The organism is Brenneria populi (genome assembly GCF_036016195.1).
GTDB lineage: Bacteria > Pseudomonadota > Gammaproteobacteria > Enterobacterales > Enterobacteriaceae > Brenneria > Brenneria populi.
This window is the reverse complement of record NZ_JAYWTM010000007.1, coordinates 324,683-341,542: the sequence shown is the minus strand read 5'-3', so window position 1 is coordinate 341,542 and position 16,860 is coordinate 324,683. Positions and strand designations below refer to the sequence as shown.

At 55.6% G+C, this 16,860-nt stretch carries 13 protein-coding genes; 8 read left to right on the top strand and 5 right to left on the bottom strand.

The genetic code is table 11. The features are described from left to right. The first annotated feature begins 300 nt into the window (after nucleotides 1-300). Nucleotides 301-2,373, top strand: coding sequence for a polyphosphate kinase 1 (gene ppk1, locus VSX58_RS11550; RefSeq protein WP_327618195.1), 2,073 nt, complete (start codon nucleotides 301-303; stop codon nucleotides 2,371-2,373). Beyond that, entirely contained in the window at nucleotides 2,373-3,908 is a 1,536-nt protein-coding gene (gene ppx, locus VSX58_RS11545; RefSeq protein ID WP_327618194.1) for an exopolyphosphatase, read from the top strand. The genes ppk1 and ppx overlap by 1 nt, the downstream gene beginning before the upstream one ends. A 76-nt stretch (nucleotides 3,909-3,984) precedes the next feature. On the opposite strand, the gene VSX58_RS11540 is transcribed toward ppx, so the two are convergent. Continuing rightward, the gene (locus tag VSX58_RS11540) at nucleotides 3,985-4,917 is read right to left on the bottom strand and encodes a dihydroorotate dehydrogenase (RefSeq protein WP_327618193.1); all 933 of its coding nucleotides are present in this window, start codon (nucleotides 4,915-4,917) and stop codon (nucleotides 3,985-3,987) included. After that, a complete protein-coding gene (locus VSX58_RS11535; protein ID WP_327618192.1) occupies nucleotides 4,914-5,714 on the bottom strand; it encodes a dihydroorotate dehydrogenase electron transfer subunit in 801 nt (266 codons plus the stop codon). The genes VSX58_RS11540 and VSX58_RS11535 overlap by 4 nt, the downstream gene beginning before the upstream one ends. Before the next feature lie 368 nt (nucleotides 5,715-6,082). Here VSX58_RS11535 and VSX58_RS11530 point away from each other — a divergent pair, with 368 nt between their 5' ends. Further along, entirely contained in the window at nucleotides 6,083-6,970 is an 888-nt protein-coding gene (locus tag VSX58_RS11530; protein WP_327613342.1) for a helix-turn-helix domain-containing protein, read from the top strand. Here VSX58_RS11530 and VSX58_RS11525 read toward each other — a convergent pair whose 3' ends face one another. Beyond that, a complete protein-coding gene (locus VSX58_RS11525) occupies nucleotides 6,971-8,215 on the bottom strand; it encodes a Zn-dependent hydrolase (protein WP_327618191.1) in 1,245 nt (414 codons plus the stop codon). A gap of 482 nt (nucleotides 8,216-8,697) precedes the next feature. Here VSX58_RS11525 and VSX58_RS11520 point away from each other — a divergent pair, with 482 nt between their 5' ends. The 4 genes from VSX58_RS11520 (at nucleotide 8,698) to mgtE (ending at nucleotide 13,028) form a co-directional block, all read left to right on the top strand. Next, complete coding sequence (locus tag VSX58_RS11520) at nucleotides 8,698-9,033, top strand: hypothetical protein (RefSeq protein ID WP_327618190.1); 336 nt, start codon at nucleotides 8,698-8,700, stop codon at nucleotides 9,031-9,033. Nucleotides 9,034-9,682: 649 nt separating this feature from the next. Then, a complete protein-coding gene (locus VSX58_RS11515; RefSeq protein WP_407654868.1) occupies nucleotides 9,683-10,825 on the top strand; it encodes an MFS transporter in 1,143 nt (380 codons plus the stop codon). 201 nt (nucleotides 10,826-11,026) lie between these two features. Beyond that, nucleotides 11,027-11,251: a YfgG family protein gene (locus VSX58_RS11510; protein ID WP_327613346.1), complete on the top strand. Its 225-nt coding sequence runs from the start codon at nucleotides 11,027-11,029 to the stop codon at nucleotides 11,249-11,251. Between the two features lie 352 nt (nucleotides 11,252-11,603). Beyond that, nucleotides 11,604-13,028 carry a magnesium transporter gene (mgtE, locus tag VSX58_RS11505; protein ID WP_327618188.1) on the top strand — a complete coding sequence of 475 codons (1,425 nt, stop codon included), beginning with the start codon at nucleotides 11,604-11,606 and terminating at the stop codon, nucleotides 13,026-13,028. 233 nt (nucleotides 13,029-13,261) lie between these two features. Here mgtE and galK read toward each other — a convergent pair whose 3' ends face one another. After that, nucleotides 13,262-14,425: a galactokinase gene (gene galK / locus VSX58_RS11500; RefSeq protein WP_327618187.1), complete on the bottom strand. Its 1,164-nt coding sequence runs from the start codon at nucleotides 14,423-14,425 to the stop codon at nucleotides 13,262-13,264. Between the two features lie 9 nt (nucleotides 14,426-14,434). Then, the gene (gene galT / locus VSX58_RS11495) at nucleotides 14,435-15,475 is read right to left on the bottom strand and encodes a galactose-1-phosphate uridylyltransferase (RefSeq protein ID WP_327618186.1); all 1,041 of its coding nucleotides are present in this window, start codon (nucleotides 15,473-15,475) and stop codon (nucleotides 14,435-14,437) included. Nucleotides 15,476-15,795: 320 nt separating this feature from the next. Between galT and galR the strand changes: the two genes are divergently transcribed. Further along, entirely contained in the window at nucleotides 15,796-16,806 is a 1,011-nt protein-coding gene (gene galR, locus VSX58_RS11490; protein WP_327618185.1) for an HTH-type transcriptional regulator GalR, read from the top strand. Nucleotides 16,807-16,860 lie beyond the last annotated feature (54 nt).

The following is a 16,860-nucleotide window of genomic DNA, read 5'->3' as shown; positions in this document are numbered from 1 at the left end:
TACCCTCATAATATGACAATGGTAAGTCCGTCTGCGTATTAGATTTTATCGTCATGAACGCGCCATAATGTTGTTATACCCTTCATCTTTCAAGTTGCGGTGGTATTGGTTTCCCCAAATGACTCGGCTTATCCTCCGCGCGATCGCCGTAAGCCGTGTTCAAACGCGCTGCCGGCGGATCCGTCGCCGCGGTCGCTGCCTTGACTAAACTTAGCGGGGAAAATCCGCGCGGCTGTCGCCCGATCACGCTGTGATGTTTATTGGGTATAGATATTCGGCATATAGTCTAACGGAGTGAAAATGAGTCAGGATAAACTCTACATTGAGAAAGAGTTAAGTTGGTTATCCTTTAATGAACGGGTACTTCAGGAAGCGGCAGATAAAAGTAACCCCCTGATTGAGCGCATGCGCTTTCTTGGTATTTACTCCAATAATCTCGATGAGTTTTATAAAGTTCGTTTCGCCGATCTGAAAAGACGAATTTTAATCAACGAAGAACAGGGCTCAGACGGCAATTTACGCCACCTTTTGGGAAAGATTCAGGCCCGCGTCCTGAAAACAGACCTGGTATTCGACAACCTTTACAATGAGTTACTGCTGGAGATGGCCCGCAACCAGATCTTTCTGGTCAACGAGCGTCAGGTTTCTCCCAACCAGCAGGAGTGGCTGAGAGAGTACTTCAGACAACACCTACGCCCGCATATCACGCCGATCCTGATCCTGCATGACACCAACCTGGTACAGTTTCTGAAAGACGACTACACCTATCTGGTGGTCGAAATTATTCGCGGCGAAGAAACCAATTATGCGCTGCTGGAAATTCCTTCCGACAAGATTCCCCGCTTCGTTAATCTGCCGGCGGAAGCGCCGCGCCGGCGCAAGACCATGATTTTGATCGACAATATTCTGCGCTATTGCCTGAATGACATCTTCAAAGGCTTTTTCGATTACGATGCGCTCAACGCCTATTCCATGAAAATGACCCGCGACGCGGAATACGACCTGGTGAGCGAAATGGAGTCCAGCCTGCTGGAGCTGATGTCCTCCAGCCTGAAACAGCGTCTGACCGCGGAGCCGGTCAGATTCGTTTATCAGCGCGATATGCCCGACGCCATGGTCGCCGTTTTGCAGGAAAAACTGGGGATCTCCTCGTTTGACTCCGTCATCCCGGGCGGCCGTTACCATAACTTTAAAGACTTTATCTCTTTCCCCAACGTCGGGCGGGCCAATCTGGTGAACAAACCGCTGCCGCGCCTGCGGCACGACGGCTTCAACCATTTCCGTAACGGCTTCGACGCTATCCGCGAGCGGGATATTCTGCTTTACTATCCGTATCACACGTTCGAACACGTGCTGGAACTGCTGCGCCAGGCCTCATTCGACCCCAACGTGCTGGCGATCAAAATCAATATCTACCGGGTGGCGAAAGATTCGCGCATCATTAACTCCATGATCCACGCCGCTCACAACGGCAAGAAGGTCACCGTGGTGGTGGAATTGCAGGCGCGTTTTGATGAAGAAGCCAACATTCAGTGGTCAAAACGGCTGACCGAAGCCGGCGTTCACGTGCTTTTCTCGGTGCCGGGGTTGAAAATCCATGCCAAACTGTTTTTAATTTCACGCCGTGAAGAGGGCGCCATCGTGCGTTACGCCCACATCGGTACCGGTAACTTCAACGAAAAAACCGCCCGGATCTATACCGACTATTCGTTGCTTACCGCGGATGAACGTATTACCAATGAGGTACGGCGGGTATTTAATTTTATTGAGAACCCTTACCGGCCGGTATCCTTTGAGTACCTGCTGGTCTCCCCGCAAAACTCGCGCGACCGGCTCTATCGGCTGATCGATAGAGAAATCGAAAACGCGCGGGCGAATATTGATGCGGGCATCACCCTTAAGGTAAATAATCTGGTGGATAAGGGGCTGATGGAAAAACTCTATCAGGCCTCCGCCGCCGGCGTGAAAATCAATCTGCTGGTTCGCGGTATGTGTTCGCTGATCCCCCAATTGCCGGGCGTCAGCGACAATATTCAGGTTATCAGCATCGTCGATCGTTACTTGGAGCACGATCGCGTGTATGTATTTAATAACGGCGGCGATAAGAAAGTTTACCTCTCATCGGCCGACTGGATGACGCGCAACATCGATTACCGTATTGAAGTCGCCGTCGAAGTGCTCGATCCTATGCTGAAAAATCGAATTTTGGACATTCTTGATATTCTGTTCAGTGATACGGTGAAAGCCCGCGTGATTGATAAAGAGCTGAGCAACCGCTATGTAGCGCGCGGCAACCGCCGTAAAGTGCGCGCGCAAAATGCCGTCTATGATTACATCAAGGCGCTTGAGCAACCTGGAGACAAACCCGAATAATGCCGTTAACAAATGAAGATAGCAATGCCGTAAAACCCCAGGAGTTCGCCGCGGTCGACCTGGGCTCCAACAGTTTCCATATGGTGATCGCCCGCGTGGTGAACGGGGCGCTTCAGGTGCTGAGCCGTTTAAAGCAGCGCGTTTATCTGGCCGACGGGCTGGACGGCAAAAACATGCTCAGCGAGGAAGCCATGGAGCGGGGATTGAGCTGCCTGGCGCTGTTTGCCGAGCGGCTGCAAGGATTCTCTCCGTCGAATGTGTCGATCGTCGCCACGCACGCCCTGCGCCAGGCGGAAAACGCCCGCGAATTTCTGCGCCGGGCCGCCGATATCATGCCCTACCCGATCGCCATCATCTCCGGCCATGAAGAGGCGCGCCTGATTTTTATGGGCGTGGAGCACACGCAGCCGGAAAAAGGCCGCAAGCTGGTTATCGATATCGGCGGCGGCTCCACCGAACTGGTCATCGGCGAAGATTTCGACCCTATCCTGATCGAAAGCCGCCGCATGGGCTGCGTCAGCTTCGCCCAACAGTTTTTTCCCAACGGCGAAATCAGCGAAAGCAATTTCAAACGCGCCCGGTTGGCGGCGGCTCAAAAGCTGGAAACGCTGACCTGGAAATATCGCATGTACGGCTGGGAGTACGCGCTGGGCGCGTCCGGCACCATCAAGGCGGTCCACGAAATCCTGCTGGAGATGGGTAAAAAGGATGGTCTGATCACGCCGGAACGGCTGGAAATGCTGCGCGAGCAGATTCTGCAATTCAAATCGTTCAAATCGCTGAGCCTGCCGGGTCTGGCGGAAGAGAGGCAGTCGGTGCTGGTGCCCGGACTCGCCATTCTGTGCGGCGTCTTTGACGCGCTGTCGATCAAAGAGCTGCGCCTGTCCGACGGCGCGCTGCGCGAAGGCGTGCTGTATGAAATGGAAGGGCGCTTCCGCCATCAGGATATCCGCATCCGCACCGCGCAAAGCCTCGCCGGTCATTACAATATTGACCGCGAGCAGGCCCGGCGCGTGCGGGACACCGCCGAGCTGCTCTATGTGCAGTGGGCGGAGCAAAACTCCAGTCTGGTCGACCCGCAGCTTAAAGCGCTCCTCAACTGGGCCGCCATGCTGCATGAAGTAGGGCTGAGCATCAACCAGAGCGGCATGCACCGCCACTCCGCCTACATTCTACAAAACACCAACCTGCCCGGCTTCAATCAGGAGCAGCAATTGCTGCTTTCCCTGATCGTGCGTTTACACCGCAAGGCCATCAAGCTGGAAGAGTTGCCGCGCCTGAATCTGTTTAAAAAGAAACAGTATTTGCCCATGGTTCAGCTATTGCGCCTCGCCACTCTGCTCAATAATCAGAGGCAGGCCACCACCACCCCGGAGACGCTGCGCCTGAATACCGACGATAACCACTGGACGCTGATATTTCCGCACGACTTTTTCAGCCAGAATACCCTCGTTCAGTTGGACTTAGAGCGGGAGCAGGAGTATTGGCGCGACGTCACGGGCTGGAAACTGAATATCGAAGAAGAGCGGGCTTAATCCGCGCCGCGGCGGCGCGGAGCGCAATCCGCCCGCCGCCGTAGATGGACGCCGTGGCGCGTCCGCATCGGGTTGCTCAGGAAACGCCGTCATACGGCGTAACCTCATCGAGAATGGCGCCGGTCAGATCGGCGATACGCGCTATCCCCTGCCGCCGGCAATAGTCATGTAAATCGTCAAGAATGGTAATCATCGCCGTCGGATGAATGAACGTGGCCGTCCCCACCTGAACCGCGCTGGCGCCGGCGAAAAAATACTCGATCACATCGTCTGCCTGACTGATGCCGCCACAGCCAATAATCGGAATGGATACCTGCCTGCGGCACTGGTAAACCATGCGCAGCATAATCGGCTTGAGCGCCGGCCCCGATAATCCCCCCATGATATTGCCCAGCTTAGGACGGCGGGTCTGAATATCGATGCGCATTCCCAGCAGGGTGTTACCGACGACGATGGCGTCTCCGCCTTCGTTTTCAACCGCCCGCGCCACGGCGGCGATATCCGCGGCATTGGGCGTCAGCTTGGCCCACAGCGGTAAACGCGTCGCGTGGCGCAACGCCCGGATAACTTTGGCGGTCGACGCCGCCTCAATCGCGAACGCCTTGCCATCCGCCTCGATATTGGGACAGGAGATATTGGCTTCAATCGCCGCAATGCCCGCAACGTCGCTGAGCCGTTCGGCCAGCTGCGCAAACTCATCCGCCGTATTCGCGGAAATACTGACAATCAACGGCGGCTGATAGCGGCGCCAAAACGGCACCATATGCTGAATAACGTGCTCAACGCCTTTCCCGGGAATGCCAATCGAATTAAGCATCGCTGAATCCAGCTCGCAAACCCGGGGAACCGGATTACCGGCGCGCGGATGTAGGGTAAAGGTTTTGGTGACGAAGGCCCCCAGCCGGTTGACGTCCATCACCTCGGTCAGCCCTTCGGCAAAGGTGCCGGATGCCGGCATCACCGGATTATCCAGGCGTAGCCCGTTGATATTGACGGATAGGTCGATCACAGCACCACCTCGCGCAAGTTAAAGACCGGGCCGTCGTAGCACACGCGTTTGCTCTCCCGTTTCTCGCTCATGCCGACTCGCATCGGACGCACGCAGCAGTAACACATGCCGAGTCCGCAGGCCATCTGCTGCTCCAGCGCCACTTCGCCGGCAAAATCCAGCTCCGCGGACAGGGTTTGCAGCAATCGAATCAGGCGCGTCGAGCCGCAGGTATAGGCCGCGTCAATCGACAGGCGCCGGTGCAACGAACGGATCAGACGTTCCACGTTTTCCGTCGCGCTGGAGCCATCGCTATCCACCACTTCGATCAGCTGCGCGCCGCTATCGAGAAAACGGCGCTGCGACATCAGCCGCTCCCTATCTTTGGCGCTGAGCAACGCCGTAACCTGAATATTCATCGCCGCCGCGTGTTCCGCCAGCGGAGCAAGCGTCGCCAGCCCCACGCCGCGACCGACGACCAGAATATGGCGGTAGTCGGGCGTTAGCGTAAACCCTTTCCCCAGCGGGCCAAGGTAGCTCAACCGATCGTCCGGGTTCAGCGTGGCGAGTCCGCGCGTGCCGGCGCCCACCACTTTATAGAGAAAATCCACCCGACCCTGGCGTTCATCGGCGAACCAGGTACTCATGGGACGGCGAAAAAAAGGCTTGTCGGCATCAGTCTGCGGACACAGCAGGTTGAAAAACTGCCCCGGCTTGACCTGCGATGCAACCGGCCCGACGTGAATCGCCATATGCTTATATTCACTGTTTACCCATTGGTTACTGATAACCCGAGCGGTCCCATCAATAACAGTCATGACTGTCTCCGTTAAATAATCATCAGAATTATTGTTACGCCATAACGCGCGGCGCGTATTTATTGGTTTTCCCTGGTGAGGCAACCATAATTAAAATAAATATTTATACCCGCCATACTTCAAGCAGCGGCTGCGTCGGCTTTCCTGCAACCCGCATTATTTGGGGGATAATCAATTTCATATTCGTGTTATATCGCCAGCGGAGCTGGTATCCTCCGGCCTATTGGTACTACAGTCGTTTCATTTGTCGCCCGCGCTACAGTTTTCCGTGCGACCTCCTCTTATGCGCCCGACGTCGCGGGCGCGCTACATTGTCAGCCCGATCCTTTAGTGTTAACATCACGCAAATTTTTGGCATATAGAACACCATGAAAAATACCGCGATCGATTATCTGGCTATCGGACAAAGACTGAGAGCTTATCGCATAGCGGCCTCATTAAACGCGGAGCAAATTGCCTCGGCGCTCGGCATATCCCGCGCCGCCGTATATCGGCTTGAAAAAGGCGATATCAAGAAAATTGAAACGCTTGAACGTCTGGCCGGATGCCTGAATACCACATTCGAAACGCTTCTTGGCGTCGGTATGGAATACTATTCCCATGCCAGCGGCTTTCTTGAAAGAATGCGCCAGCTTGAAGAGAGCTCCACGCGTATTTATTCCCATTTCGACCCCTTCTCCTATCTGCTGACGTCTCGGCGCTACGATGATTATCTGAAGCAAATGCTGCTGGAAGCAGACAATAATCGCGCGAACTCCGATGTTCTGGATGAAAAATCGCGACAAACGCTTGATATCCTGTTTGAGCGAAAATCGCATCTGAATAAGCATCTGCCCAAAATCCATAACCTTATCGGCATTCAGCATATTGAAAAATTTATTCACCTGGGCCTTATCGGCACGCTGAATATTTCCCCCAGCGCCAGGATGGAACGTGTTCTGCTGGCGCGGCAGGAGGTTCAACACCTGCTGCAGGTTCTTGAAGAGAAAAAGAACATTGTTCAGGTGGCGATCACCACAGAGACGATGCCCTCGTCCACATTCCAGATTTTTTATAAAGATCGCGAACCGCTCTCGGTTGCCTCCAGCCCGTTCCGCCTCGGCGAACTGCCCAATATCCATTCCGGCGTAGCCTGGGTTTCCTCGTCAAAAGAGGCCATTCTCCATCATCAGTCGCTGTTCGACGGCCTCTGGCACAACGCCGCCAAAGGCGAGGACGCCTGCCGGTTATTGCAGGAGACGCTGGACCGTTTTTAATTATTCCGCGTTGGCTAACCGCGCCAGCGTCTGTTTCAATACATCGGCCGCGGTAATAATCTGCTGCGGACTGGTGTATTCTTCCGGATGATGGCTGATGCCGTTTTTCGATGGCGCGAATATCATGGCCGTCGGATATTTGCCAGCCATATACATGGCATCATGCCCGGCGCCGCTCATCATGCGGCGATAGCTGACCCCCTGTTCCAGGGCGACATTTTCAATCACCTCGCAAATGCCATCATCAAGCGGGACCGGGCTTTCCGCCGCCACCAGCTCAAGTGAAATCTCAACGTCATTTTCTCTGGCGGTCTTGGCGACCGAATCCTGCAAACGCTCGGCGACGCGCTGAATACTGGCCGGGTCGATGCCGCGAATATCCACGTAAAACTTCACCAGACCGGGGATCACGTTCATGGCGTTCGGTGATACATCCAGCTTGCCGACGGTGCCCACGGTGCCGTAAATGATCTCTTTGCAAGCGGCATGATGGATATCGTTGATCATCATCGCGCTGGCCACCAGCGCATCGTGGCGCTGATACATCGGCGTGGCGCCGGAGTGATCGGCGCAGCCGGTCACCGTTACCCGGTAGCGGGTCGGCGCGGCGATGCCGTGCACAATGCCGATGGCTTTCTCTTCATTTTCCAGCACCCGGCCCTGTTCAATATGCAGCTCCACAAATGCCGAATAGCGCCGTTCCGCCAGTTCGCAACGCGCCAATTGGTTCACCGAATAGCCGCACTGCGTCATCGCCTGAAAGACATTCAGGCCGCTGTCGTCGGTATTTTCGCGCCATTTTTTTTCGTCGCAGTGGCCGGTTAAAATCTTGCTGCCGATGCAGGAGAAACCAAAACGGCTTGACTCTTCGCCTCTGAAAACCACCAGCTCCAAATCCCTGCGCAGCTCTTCCGGCCGAAACTGCAACAGCGAATATAAACCGCCGACCACGCCCAGAGTTCCGTCATAGAGACCGCCGGAGGGTACGCTATCGATATGCGAGCCCGTCCCCACCGCCGGCAGCGATCGGTCCCATCCCGGCAGGCGCGCGAAAATATTGCCCATCGCGTCGCGGCTTACGTTAAGCCCCAGCGACGCGATTTTTTCCGCCAGAAAATGATGCGCCGTTTCATCAGCCTCGCCGAAAGCCAGACGCGTTACGCCGCTTTTTCCCGTCGTCATGGAAAAAGTGCCCAGCTCTTCCAGTAAATATCCGATCTCTTCGGCACCAAAATATGACCGCATCACAAAACTCCGCGCGTTCGCCCAAGCGTTATTCAGCCCGCTTCAACACGATCGAACCGTCGATCGCACTCCCCGCCATACAGACGCCGGGGGATTTCAGTGTTGCTCGGTTATCCGGGGCGAGTCAATATTTTTGTCTAAAAATTTAGACAAAAAATTAGCACAGGTTATCTCAATTAAAAATATCCATTTGTTTATATTGGATTTAATTTTAAACACTGGTTTGAATGAGTAATAAAAATCACTCTGCACCGATGATTTGTATCTTTTTTTATACAAAAGTCTCAGAGAGCGGTTGACAAGATCTTGCTTTAGTTTTAGAAAGTGAAGTTTTCCAAATCTATACTCAACAGATATCAGGCTACAGGCGGATATCGCGTTTCCCCGTTTCCGGCGCCATGCCGCGGCGCGTGAGGGAAGCCGAAACCGCGGTGGCGCATCTGATGGATATAGCCGGATGGTGCTAATCAAAGGTGGCAGTGATGGATTTTGCAAACGCATATCATGCTTTTACTGAAAGTCTCGACGGGACTGACAGCTACGTTTCCCTGCGGAAAAATTTAGACAATTTGATCAGCAACGATCCCGATAACGCAGTGTCCTACTACATTCTTCGCGGCCTGGCCGACAGTTACGTCACTCTCTACGCCGACCAGGCGATTACGCCGGATTTCGCGTCCAGAGCGAAAAAAGAGATGACGCAGCTCCTGGATATCGTTAAGGACATTTTGTCCGGCGATAACGTGACGGCGGAACAGCGTTACCATGCGATTAATCAGTTGGTCATTACCTACTGGTCTGGCAAAAAACACTTCTAAAGCGTCCCGCTCAGGCTCGACGCCGCAATGCCCGCCCGCTGCACATCATCAGCCTGCCGGGCGTTTTCGTTACCCTTCCGTATCAAAAATGAAACATTTTTTATTTCCAGCGTCGACTTTCGGCGCTGTTTCGCCCTTTTCGCCTAGCGACGCGGTAACCAGATTAGTGCATCGCGCCTCACAACAAGCACCAACTTAATGCATGACGCCTGATAATGCATTATTTTAGTGCATTAAATGGAAGAAATAACGTGCGTCATAAGGGCGGGACTCTCTCCTACGGCTAACTTCAGCGCGGACAGCTCTATTAATTCTGCGTAAAAAATAATTAATTATCATTTAATTAAAACACTCCTCTTTACGCTGCGGACGCAATGCCGCGGCAATCCTTCAGAGATAACGCCAAGGTAAAATTTTGGCACCATTATTGCTTATTACCATGTATCAAAATTGATACGCGTCTTGCGGCGAAACAACGCGCGGCGCAACATAATTTTACTTCGACATTTACATTGCCAACGCCAGGAGCGAAACCATGGACCCAACCTGTCCGGATAAAACCTCTTCAGCAACACCCGCATTCGAGGAAAAACAAGTCGTTGATAGCTATAGTTGGAAAGCCCTGGCCGGATCGGCAATAGGCTATGCGATGGATGGCTTCGACCTGCTGATCCTCGGGTTTATGCTGACCGCCATCTCAACCGACCTCAATCTAACGTCGGGTCAGGCCGGCTCGCTGGTCACCTGGACGCTGATCGGCGCCGTTATCGGCGGCCTTATTTTCGGCGCGTTGAGCGACCGCTTCGGCCGTATTCGCGTACTGACCTGGACCATCGTGCTTTTCGCCGTGTTTACCGGCCTGTGCGCCTTTGCCCAGGGATACTGGGACCTGCTGATATATCGCACGATAGCCGGCATCGGTTTGGGCGGCGAATTTGGCATCGGCATGGCGCTGGCCGCCGAAGCCTGGCCGGCCCGCCACCGCGCGCGCGCCTCCTCTTATGTCGCATTGGGCTGGCAGTCAGGCGTATTGGCCGCCGCCATACTGACGCCGATGCTTCTGCCGCATATCGGCTGGCGCGGCATGTTTATCGTCGGCGTTATCCCGGCGTTTGTTGCCTGGTTCATCCGCCATCGTCTGCATGAGCCAGAGGTGTTCGTCCGCAAAACGACGAAAAAGAAAGCGGCGCTGGAGTCATTCAAACTACTGGTTAAGGACAAGGCGACCAGCAAAATCAGCGCCGGGATTATCATACTGACCTCCGTACAGAATTTCGGCTATTACGGCATCATGATCTGGATGCCGAGCTTTCTCGCCAAAACGCTGGGATTCAACCTGACCAAGTCGGCCATGTGGACATCCGTCACTATCATGGGGATGATTGCCGGTATCTGGGTCTTCGGGCAGTTGGCCGATCGCATCGGACGCAAACCCAGTTTTCTGCTGTTTCAGAGCGGTGCGCTGATCATGGTTCTGGTCTATTCGCAGCTATCCGATCCGGTCACCATGCTATGGGCCGGCGCGCTGCTGGGTATGTTCGTCAACGGAATGATGGGGGGATACGGCGCGCTGATGTCCGAAGCCTACCCGACCGAGGCCCGCGCCACCGCTCAGAACGTTCTGTTCAACATCGGCCGCGCGGTTGGCGGCTTCGGCCCGGTGGTCATCGGCGCGGCGGCCAGTTTGTACTCCTTCCAGGCCGCCATTGCCCTGCTGGCGGCGATTTACATCCTTGATATTCTGGCGACCCTGTTCCTGGTGCCGGAGCTGAAAGGCAAAAAACTCGACTGAGTCGACGACGGCGATAAGAGACCGGTTCCTACCGGCCTCTTCTTATTTTGCTTTAATAACCGCGATCGTGCCTAACTTCCCTAAAAATGGAGGCTTTCTGTCGCGACGGCCATTTTTTCATTTCGAACGATTGACCTAACCCGATGCTTGTGTATAAATGAACGACAGCGAATGTTCGCTTTCACAGGAGATTTTCCGGTAATGTCTACGCTTACCCACAGACGACGAATATCAATGCGGCCGCGACGAAGTGGAACCCGTCTTGCTCGCGCCGTGTTACTCATCAGCTTCATCATCCTCTTAGGCCGTTTTGCTTACTCCACCATCAGCGCATTCGCTTATCATCAAGACAAACAGCAACAGCGCATCGAACAACCTTTCTCCGTCTCCGGCGCGTTCATCGAAAAGATCGATAAGAAAGAGTAGCGCGTACTCCGCATCAACCGCGAAATGAGACCGTATTATCAGCGTCAGATATTGTGCCTTGTCGCCGTTTGTCGTGCGTCCTTTCCGCCGCCCATAATTCCCGTCTTGCCGTCTTTCCCACGATAGAGGGTAAAGCGTTTATTATTAATTCACTGATTCTGCGCTATATTTACCCTGGCAATGCGTTCAAGCCACGGATATCCGCGCCTCATAATGAATAAAAAAACCGAGCCGGAAGCCGCAGCGCCGTTTCCCCTATCGAAAGGCTGAAACATCAGCGACGTAGAGTATGATGGGAATCTCAGGGATAGGGACATATCAGAAACCAAACCAGACCGAGCACAAATAACCGATGACGAATGCAAAAAAAGTTTCCGCCTTGCGGCGCCGTATTTCTTTTTTACTTTTAGAAAATAGTGACTTGGTTGATGATATTCTCCATCGACATCCCGAAGATACCGCCACAGACCATAAAGCCTTACTCGATCAAACCGCCGAAATATGCCGGTCGATTACCGGGTTGCACGCCGCCGACCTGGCGGATCTGCTGGAATCGCTGCCTTATGACGAACGCCTGGCGCTTTGGCGGCTGATCCCCATCGACAGGCGCGGTTCGGTGCTGATTGAAGTCTCCGACAGCATCTCGGACGACCTTATCAGCGATATGCGCAATAAAGATATTCTGAAGGCGGTGCGCATACTGGATGTCGATGAGCAGGCGCAGCTGGCGCGCATTCTTCCCCGCCAGCTGCTGGGACGGATCCTGACCTCGCTGGAGCCGAAACAGCGCGCGCAGCTGCGCGGGGCGATCAATTATGACGAAGAGTGCGTCGGTCATATTATGGACTTCAAGCTCATCACCATACGTCCCGATGTTACCCTGGCGACCGTCCAGCGTTACCTGCGCTATCGAAAGGTTATCCCGGACTCCACCGATAAGCTGTTCGTCACCGATCGCAAAAACATGCTGATTGGCGAACTCTCCCTGGCCAATATACTGCTGAACGCGCCGGAGACGCCGGTGGCCGCCATTATGAATAAGCAGCCGACGATGTTTCAACCGGAAGATCAGGCGGCTGACGCCGCGGGAGCTTTTGAGCGTTATAACCTGATTTCCGCCGCCGTGGTGGATAACAAGGGCAAGCTGATGGGCCGCCTGACGGTAGAGGATATCGTGAATGTGGTTAATAAAGAGAGCGACAGCAATCTGCGGCGCTCCGGCGGCTTAACGCCTTCCGAGGATGTATATGCGCCGGTCTACAAGGCCGTGCGTAATCGCTGGACCTGGCTGGCCATCAACCTGTGTACCGCGCTGTTGGCGTCGCGGGTGATCGGGCTGTTCGAAAATACGCTCTCTCATCTGGTGGCGCTGGCGACCTTAATGCCGATCGTGGCGGGGCTGGGCGGCAATACCGGCAACCAGACGATCACCATGATCGTTCGGGCGCTGGCGCTGCATCAGTTGGAGCATGGGCGAAAATCTTACCTGCTGTTAAAAGAGCTGGGCGTGGCGATGGTCAACGGCGTGATATGGGGCACCGTGATGGGCCTGATCACCTACGCGCTCTATGGCAGCCTGCAGATGGGGGGCGTAATGATGCTGGCCATTCTGCTTAACCTGCTGCTGGCCGCGCTTATGGGCGTATTGATCCCATTAATCATGGTGAAATTGGGCCGCGATCCCGCCATCGGCTCCAGCGTCATGATCACCGCTATCACCGATACCGGCGGATTCTTCATCTTCCTGGGGCTGGCCACGCTGTTTCTGTTGCCTTGATAAGCCCCCTGCCCAACGTAATGCTGTTCATTTAAGCCCATTTTTAGGGGAAACACAGGGGGAGGTTCCCGTAGGGACGCCTCACCCCTGTAGTCGCCCCGTGTATCTCGATACTTAAACGATCGGCATTACCTGCCCATCGGCTCTTTTTACCGGCGGGCATTCGGCTCAACGTGAATTATCAGACAGCATAAATAGGCATACTCTGCCTGACTCACAGAGTGAAAACCACATCAGTTAAGCGGACCTGCGCCGTTAGACGGCTGGCAAAGATAGATCGACGGCTGCAATCCGGTGCGCGCCGGATATTCGCGCTCCAGCATCCGGCACACGCCGTCGGTCAGCGAATCCGGGATCAACGACACCACGCAGCCGCCAAAGCCGCCGCCGGTCATTCTGGCGCCGCCCCGATCCCCCACGTGCGTCTGGATCAGCTCAACCAATGTATCAATCTGCGGCACCGTGATGGCAAAATCGTCGCGCATGGAGGCGTGGGACTCGGCCATCAGGGTAAACAGGCGGCCTGCGTCCTGCCGGTCCAAGGCATCGGCGGCCGCCAGCGTGCGGTCGTTTTCCGTAATGACATGCCGGGCGCGGCGCACGGTCAGCGGATCCAGCCCCGCCGCTCCCGCGGCAAACCGTTCCAGGGAAAGGTCGCGCAGCGCCTTGACGCCAAAATGGCGCGCCGCCGACTCGCACTGCCGGCGGCGGGTATTGTATTCGCTGTCAACCAGCCCGCGGCGCACGTTGGAATTAACAATCAGGATATCGAACCCGTCCAGCATACGCACCGCCCGCCCCTCCAGCGAACGGCAGTCGATCAGCAGCGCATGGCCGGACTGGCCCTGCGCCGAAATAAACTGATCCATAATGCCGCAGCTACAGCCGACAAAATCGTTTTCCGCCTGCTGGCCGATCAGCGCCAAATCCAGCTGGCTGACATTCAGGCGATTGAGCGTCTTGAAGGTCTGCCCGATGGCCACCTCCAGCGAGGCCGAAGAACTTAACCCCGCGCCCACCGGCACATTGCCGGAAATCACCATATCCATACCGCTCATCGGCAGGCCGCGCGCCTGTAAAAATTTGACGGTGCCGCGCACATAGTTCGCCCAGGTGTATTCGGCGTGCGGCCGAATCTCTTGCCTCAGGTCGAACTCATCCTGCTGCTGATCAAAGTTTAGCGCCGCCACGCGCACCACGCTGTCCCGCCGAACGGCCGCGCCGATCACCGTCTGATAATCGATCGCGCAGGGTAAAACAAATCCATCGTTATAATCGGTATGTTCGCCGATCAGGTTTACGCGCCCCGGCGCCTGAATCTCCGCCTGCGGCGCATAGCCGAACAGGCGTTCGAACGTCGATTGCGCCGATTGGCGCAAGGCATCGATACGGTTCATAAAATCCCCTCAAATTTGCTCACGAAAATGGATATCGCTGACGGCGCGCAGGCGTTCGGCGGCCTGTTCCGCCGTCAGGTCGCGCTGGGCCTCCGCCAGCATTTCGTAACCGACCATAAACTTGCGCACGCTGGCCGAACGCAGCAGCGGCGGATAGAAATGGGCATGCAGTTGCCAGTGGGCATTCTCTTCGCCATTAAAGGGCGCGCCGTGCCACCCCATGGAGTACGGAAATGAACACTGAAACAGGTTATCGTAGCGGCTGGTCAATTTTTTCAGCGCCGCGGCGAGATCTTCGCGCTGCACCGCGTCGAGCTGCGGCAGCTGTCGTACGGCGAATTTGGGCAGCAGCAGCGTCTCAAACGGCCAGGCGGCCCAATAGGGCACCACCGCCAGCCAGAAGTCGGTCTCCACCACCAACCGGCTACCGTCGGCCGACTCGCGCCGCGCATAGTCAAGCAGCAGAGGCGTCCCCTGACGTTCAAAATAGGCCCGCTGTTCGCGATCTTCGCGCGCCGCTTCATTCGGTAAAAAATCATTGGCCCAAACCTGTCCGTGCGGGTGCGGGTTTGAGCACCCCATCATCGCCCCTTTATTCTCAAACACCTGAACCCAGGGATAACGCCGTCCCAGTTCCGACGTCTGGTCGATCCAGGTGTCGACCACGCCCCGCAAAGCCGGCAGCGATAGCAGCGGCAGGCTCTTGCCGTGGTCGGGCGAAAAACAGATCACGCGACTGACGCCGCGCGCGCTCTGTATACGAAATAGCGGATCGCTATTGGGCGTAGCCGCCGGCGTGTCTTCCCGCAGAGCGGAAAAGTCATTGGTGAAAACAAAGGTGCCCTGATACTGCGGATTGACATCGCCGGTGACGCGCTTATTGCCCGCGCACAGATAGCAATGGGGATCATGCTGCGGCGGTGTACGGCGGTCAGGCTCATCCTGCTGCCCTTGCCACGGCCGTTTAGCCCGATGGGGTGAAACCAGAATCCACTCCCCTTTCAACGGGTTGTAGCGGCGGTGCGGATGCTCTGTTGGTACGAATAACATAAAAACCACTCCTTAAAACATGATCGTTCCCGGTTCGCCGATGCTATATTTACGGCGGCAAATGGGGCTTAACGCCGATGAAATGCCGATTGTTTAAGCATCGCGGTACACGGGCATCGGCAGAATTACCCACGGTGTTTTTTCGCTCACCGATTTAGTGTAACCGTTTACCCTAAATCTAAACCTCAGGATGCGGTTTGAACAGTAGGGAGTGACGCAGGTCGTGATGACGATCACATAAGCCTTTTTTGCCCGCCGCGGAAGGGAGAATCTGTAGGTAATATCGGTATATACAACAATCTATCGTTCGGGAATCACACATGGCCACAATTAAAGACGTCGCCCGGCTGTCAGGGGTATCGGTTGCAACGGTTTCACGCGTCATCAACGACTCGCCCAAAGCCAGCGACGCCTCGCGCAGGGCGGTACATAAGGCGATGGCCGAATTGCAGTATCATCCCAACGCCAATGCCAGAGCCCTTGCGCATCAAAGCGCGGAGACGCTGGGGCTGGTGGTGGCGGATGTCTCCGATCCCTTTTTCGGCGCCATGGTGAAATCGGTAGAGCAAATCGCTCAGGCGACGGGTAATTTTTTACTCATCGGCAATGGCTACCACAATGCGGAGCAGGAAAAGAAAGCGATAGAGCAGCTGATTCGCCACCGCTGCGCCGGGCTGGTGGTTCACGCCAAAATGATTGCGGACCGGGAGCTGGCGGCCTTGATGAGCCACATTCCCGATATGGTGCTGATCAACCGTACGTTGCCGGAGTATGAAAACCGCTGCGTGGCGCTGGACGACCGCTACGGCGCCTGGCTGGCGACCCGTCATCTAATTCAGGAAGGACACCGCAAGATTGGTTTTCTCTGCTCGAATCACCAGATTTCCGACTCATTCGATCGTCTGCAAGGCTATATCGACGCGCTGAATGAGCACCATATTACGGTGGATGAGCGGCTTATCGCCCGCGCCGCGCCCGATGAAGTGGGGGGAGAGAGCGCCATGACCGAACTGCTGAGCCGCGGCGGCAAGATGACCGCCGTGGCGTGTTATAACGACTCCATGGCCGCCGGCGCGCTCTCGGTGCTCAGCGACAACAGCATCGATGTTCCCCGGGATATGTCCATCGTGGGGTTTGACGATGTGCTGATCGCCCGCTATCTGCGCCCGCGCCTGACCACGGTGCACTACCCGGTTTCCGCGATGGCGACGCAGGCCGCTGAGCTGGCTATCGCCCTGCACCAGGGAAAATCGCTGAAGGAAATGACCAATATGTTCAGCCCGACGCTGGTTCGCCGCCACTCCGTCAGCCCGCCGTCGCGCGGGGAATAGCGTCTTTACTGAAAACGGTTACACTCCCCTATCGCACCGATAACGCTCCCGGCA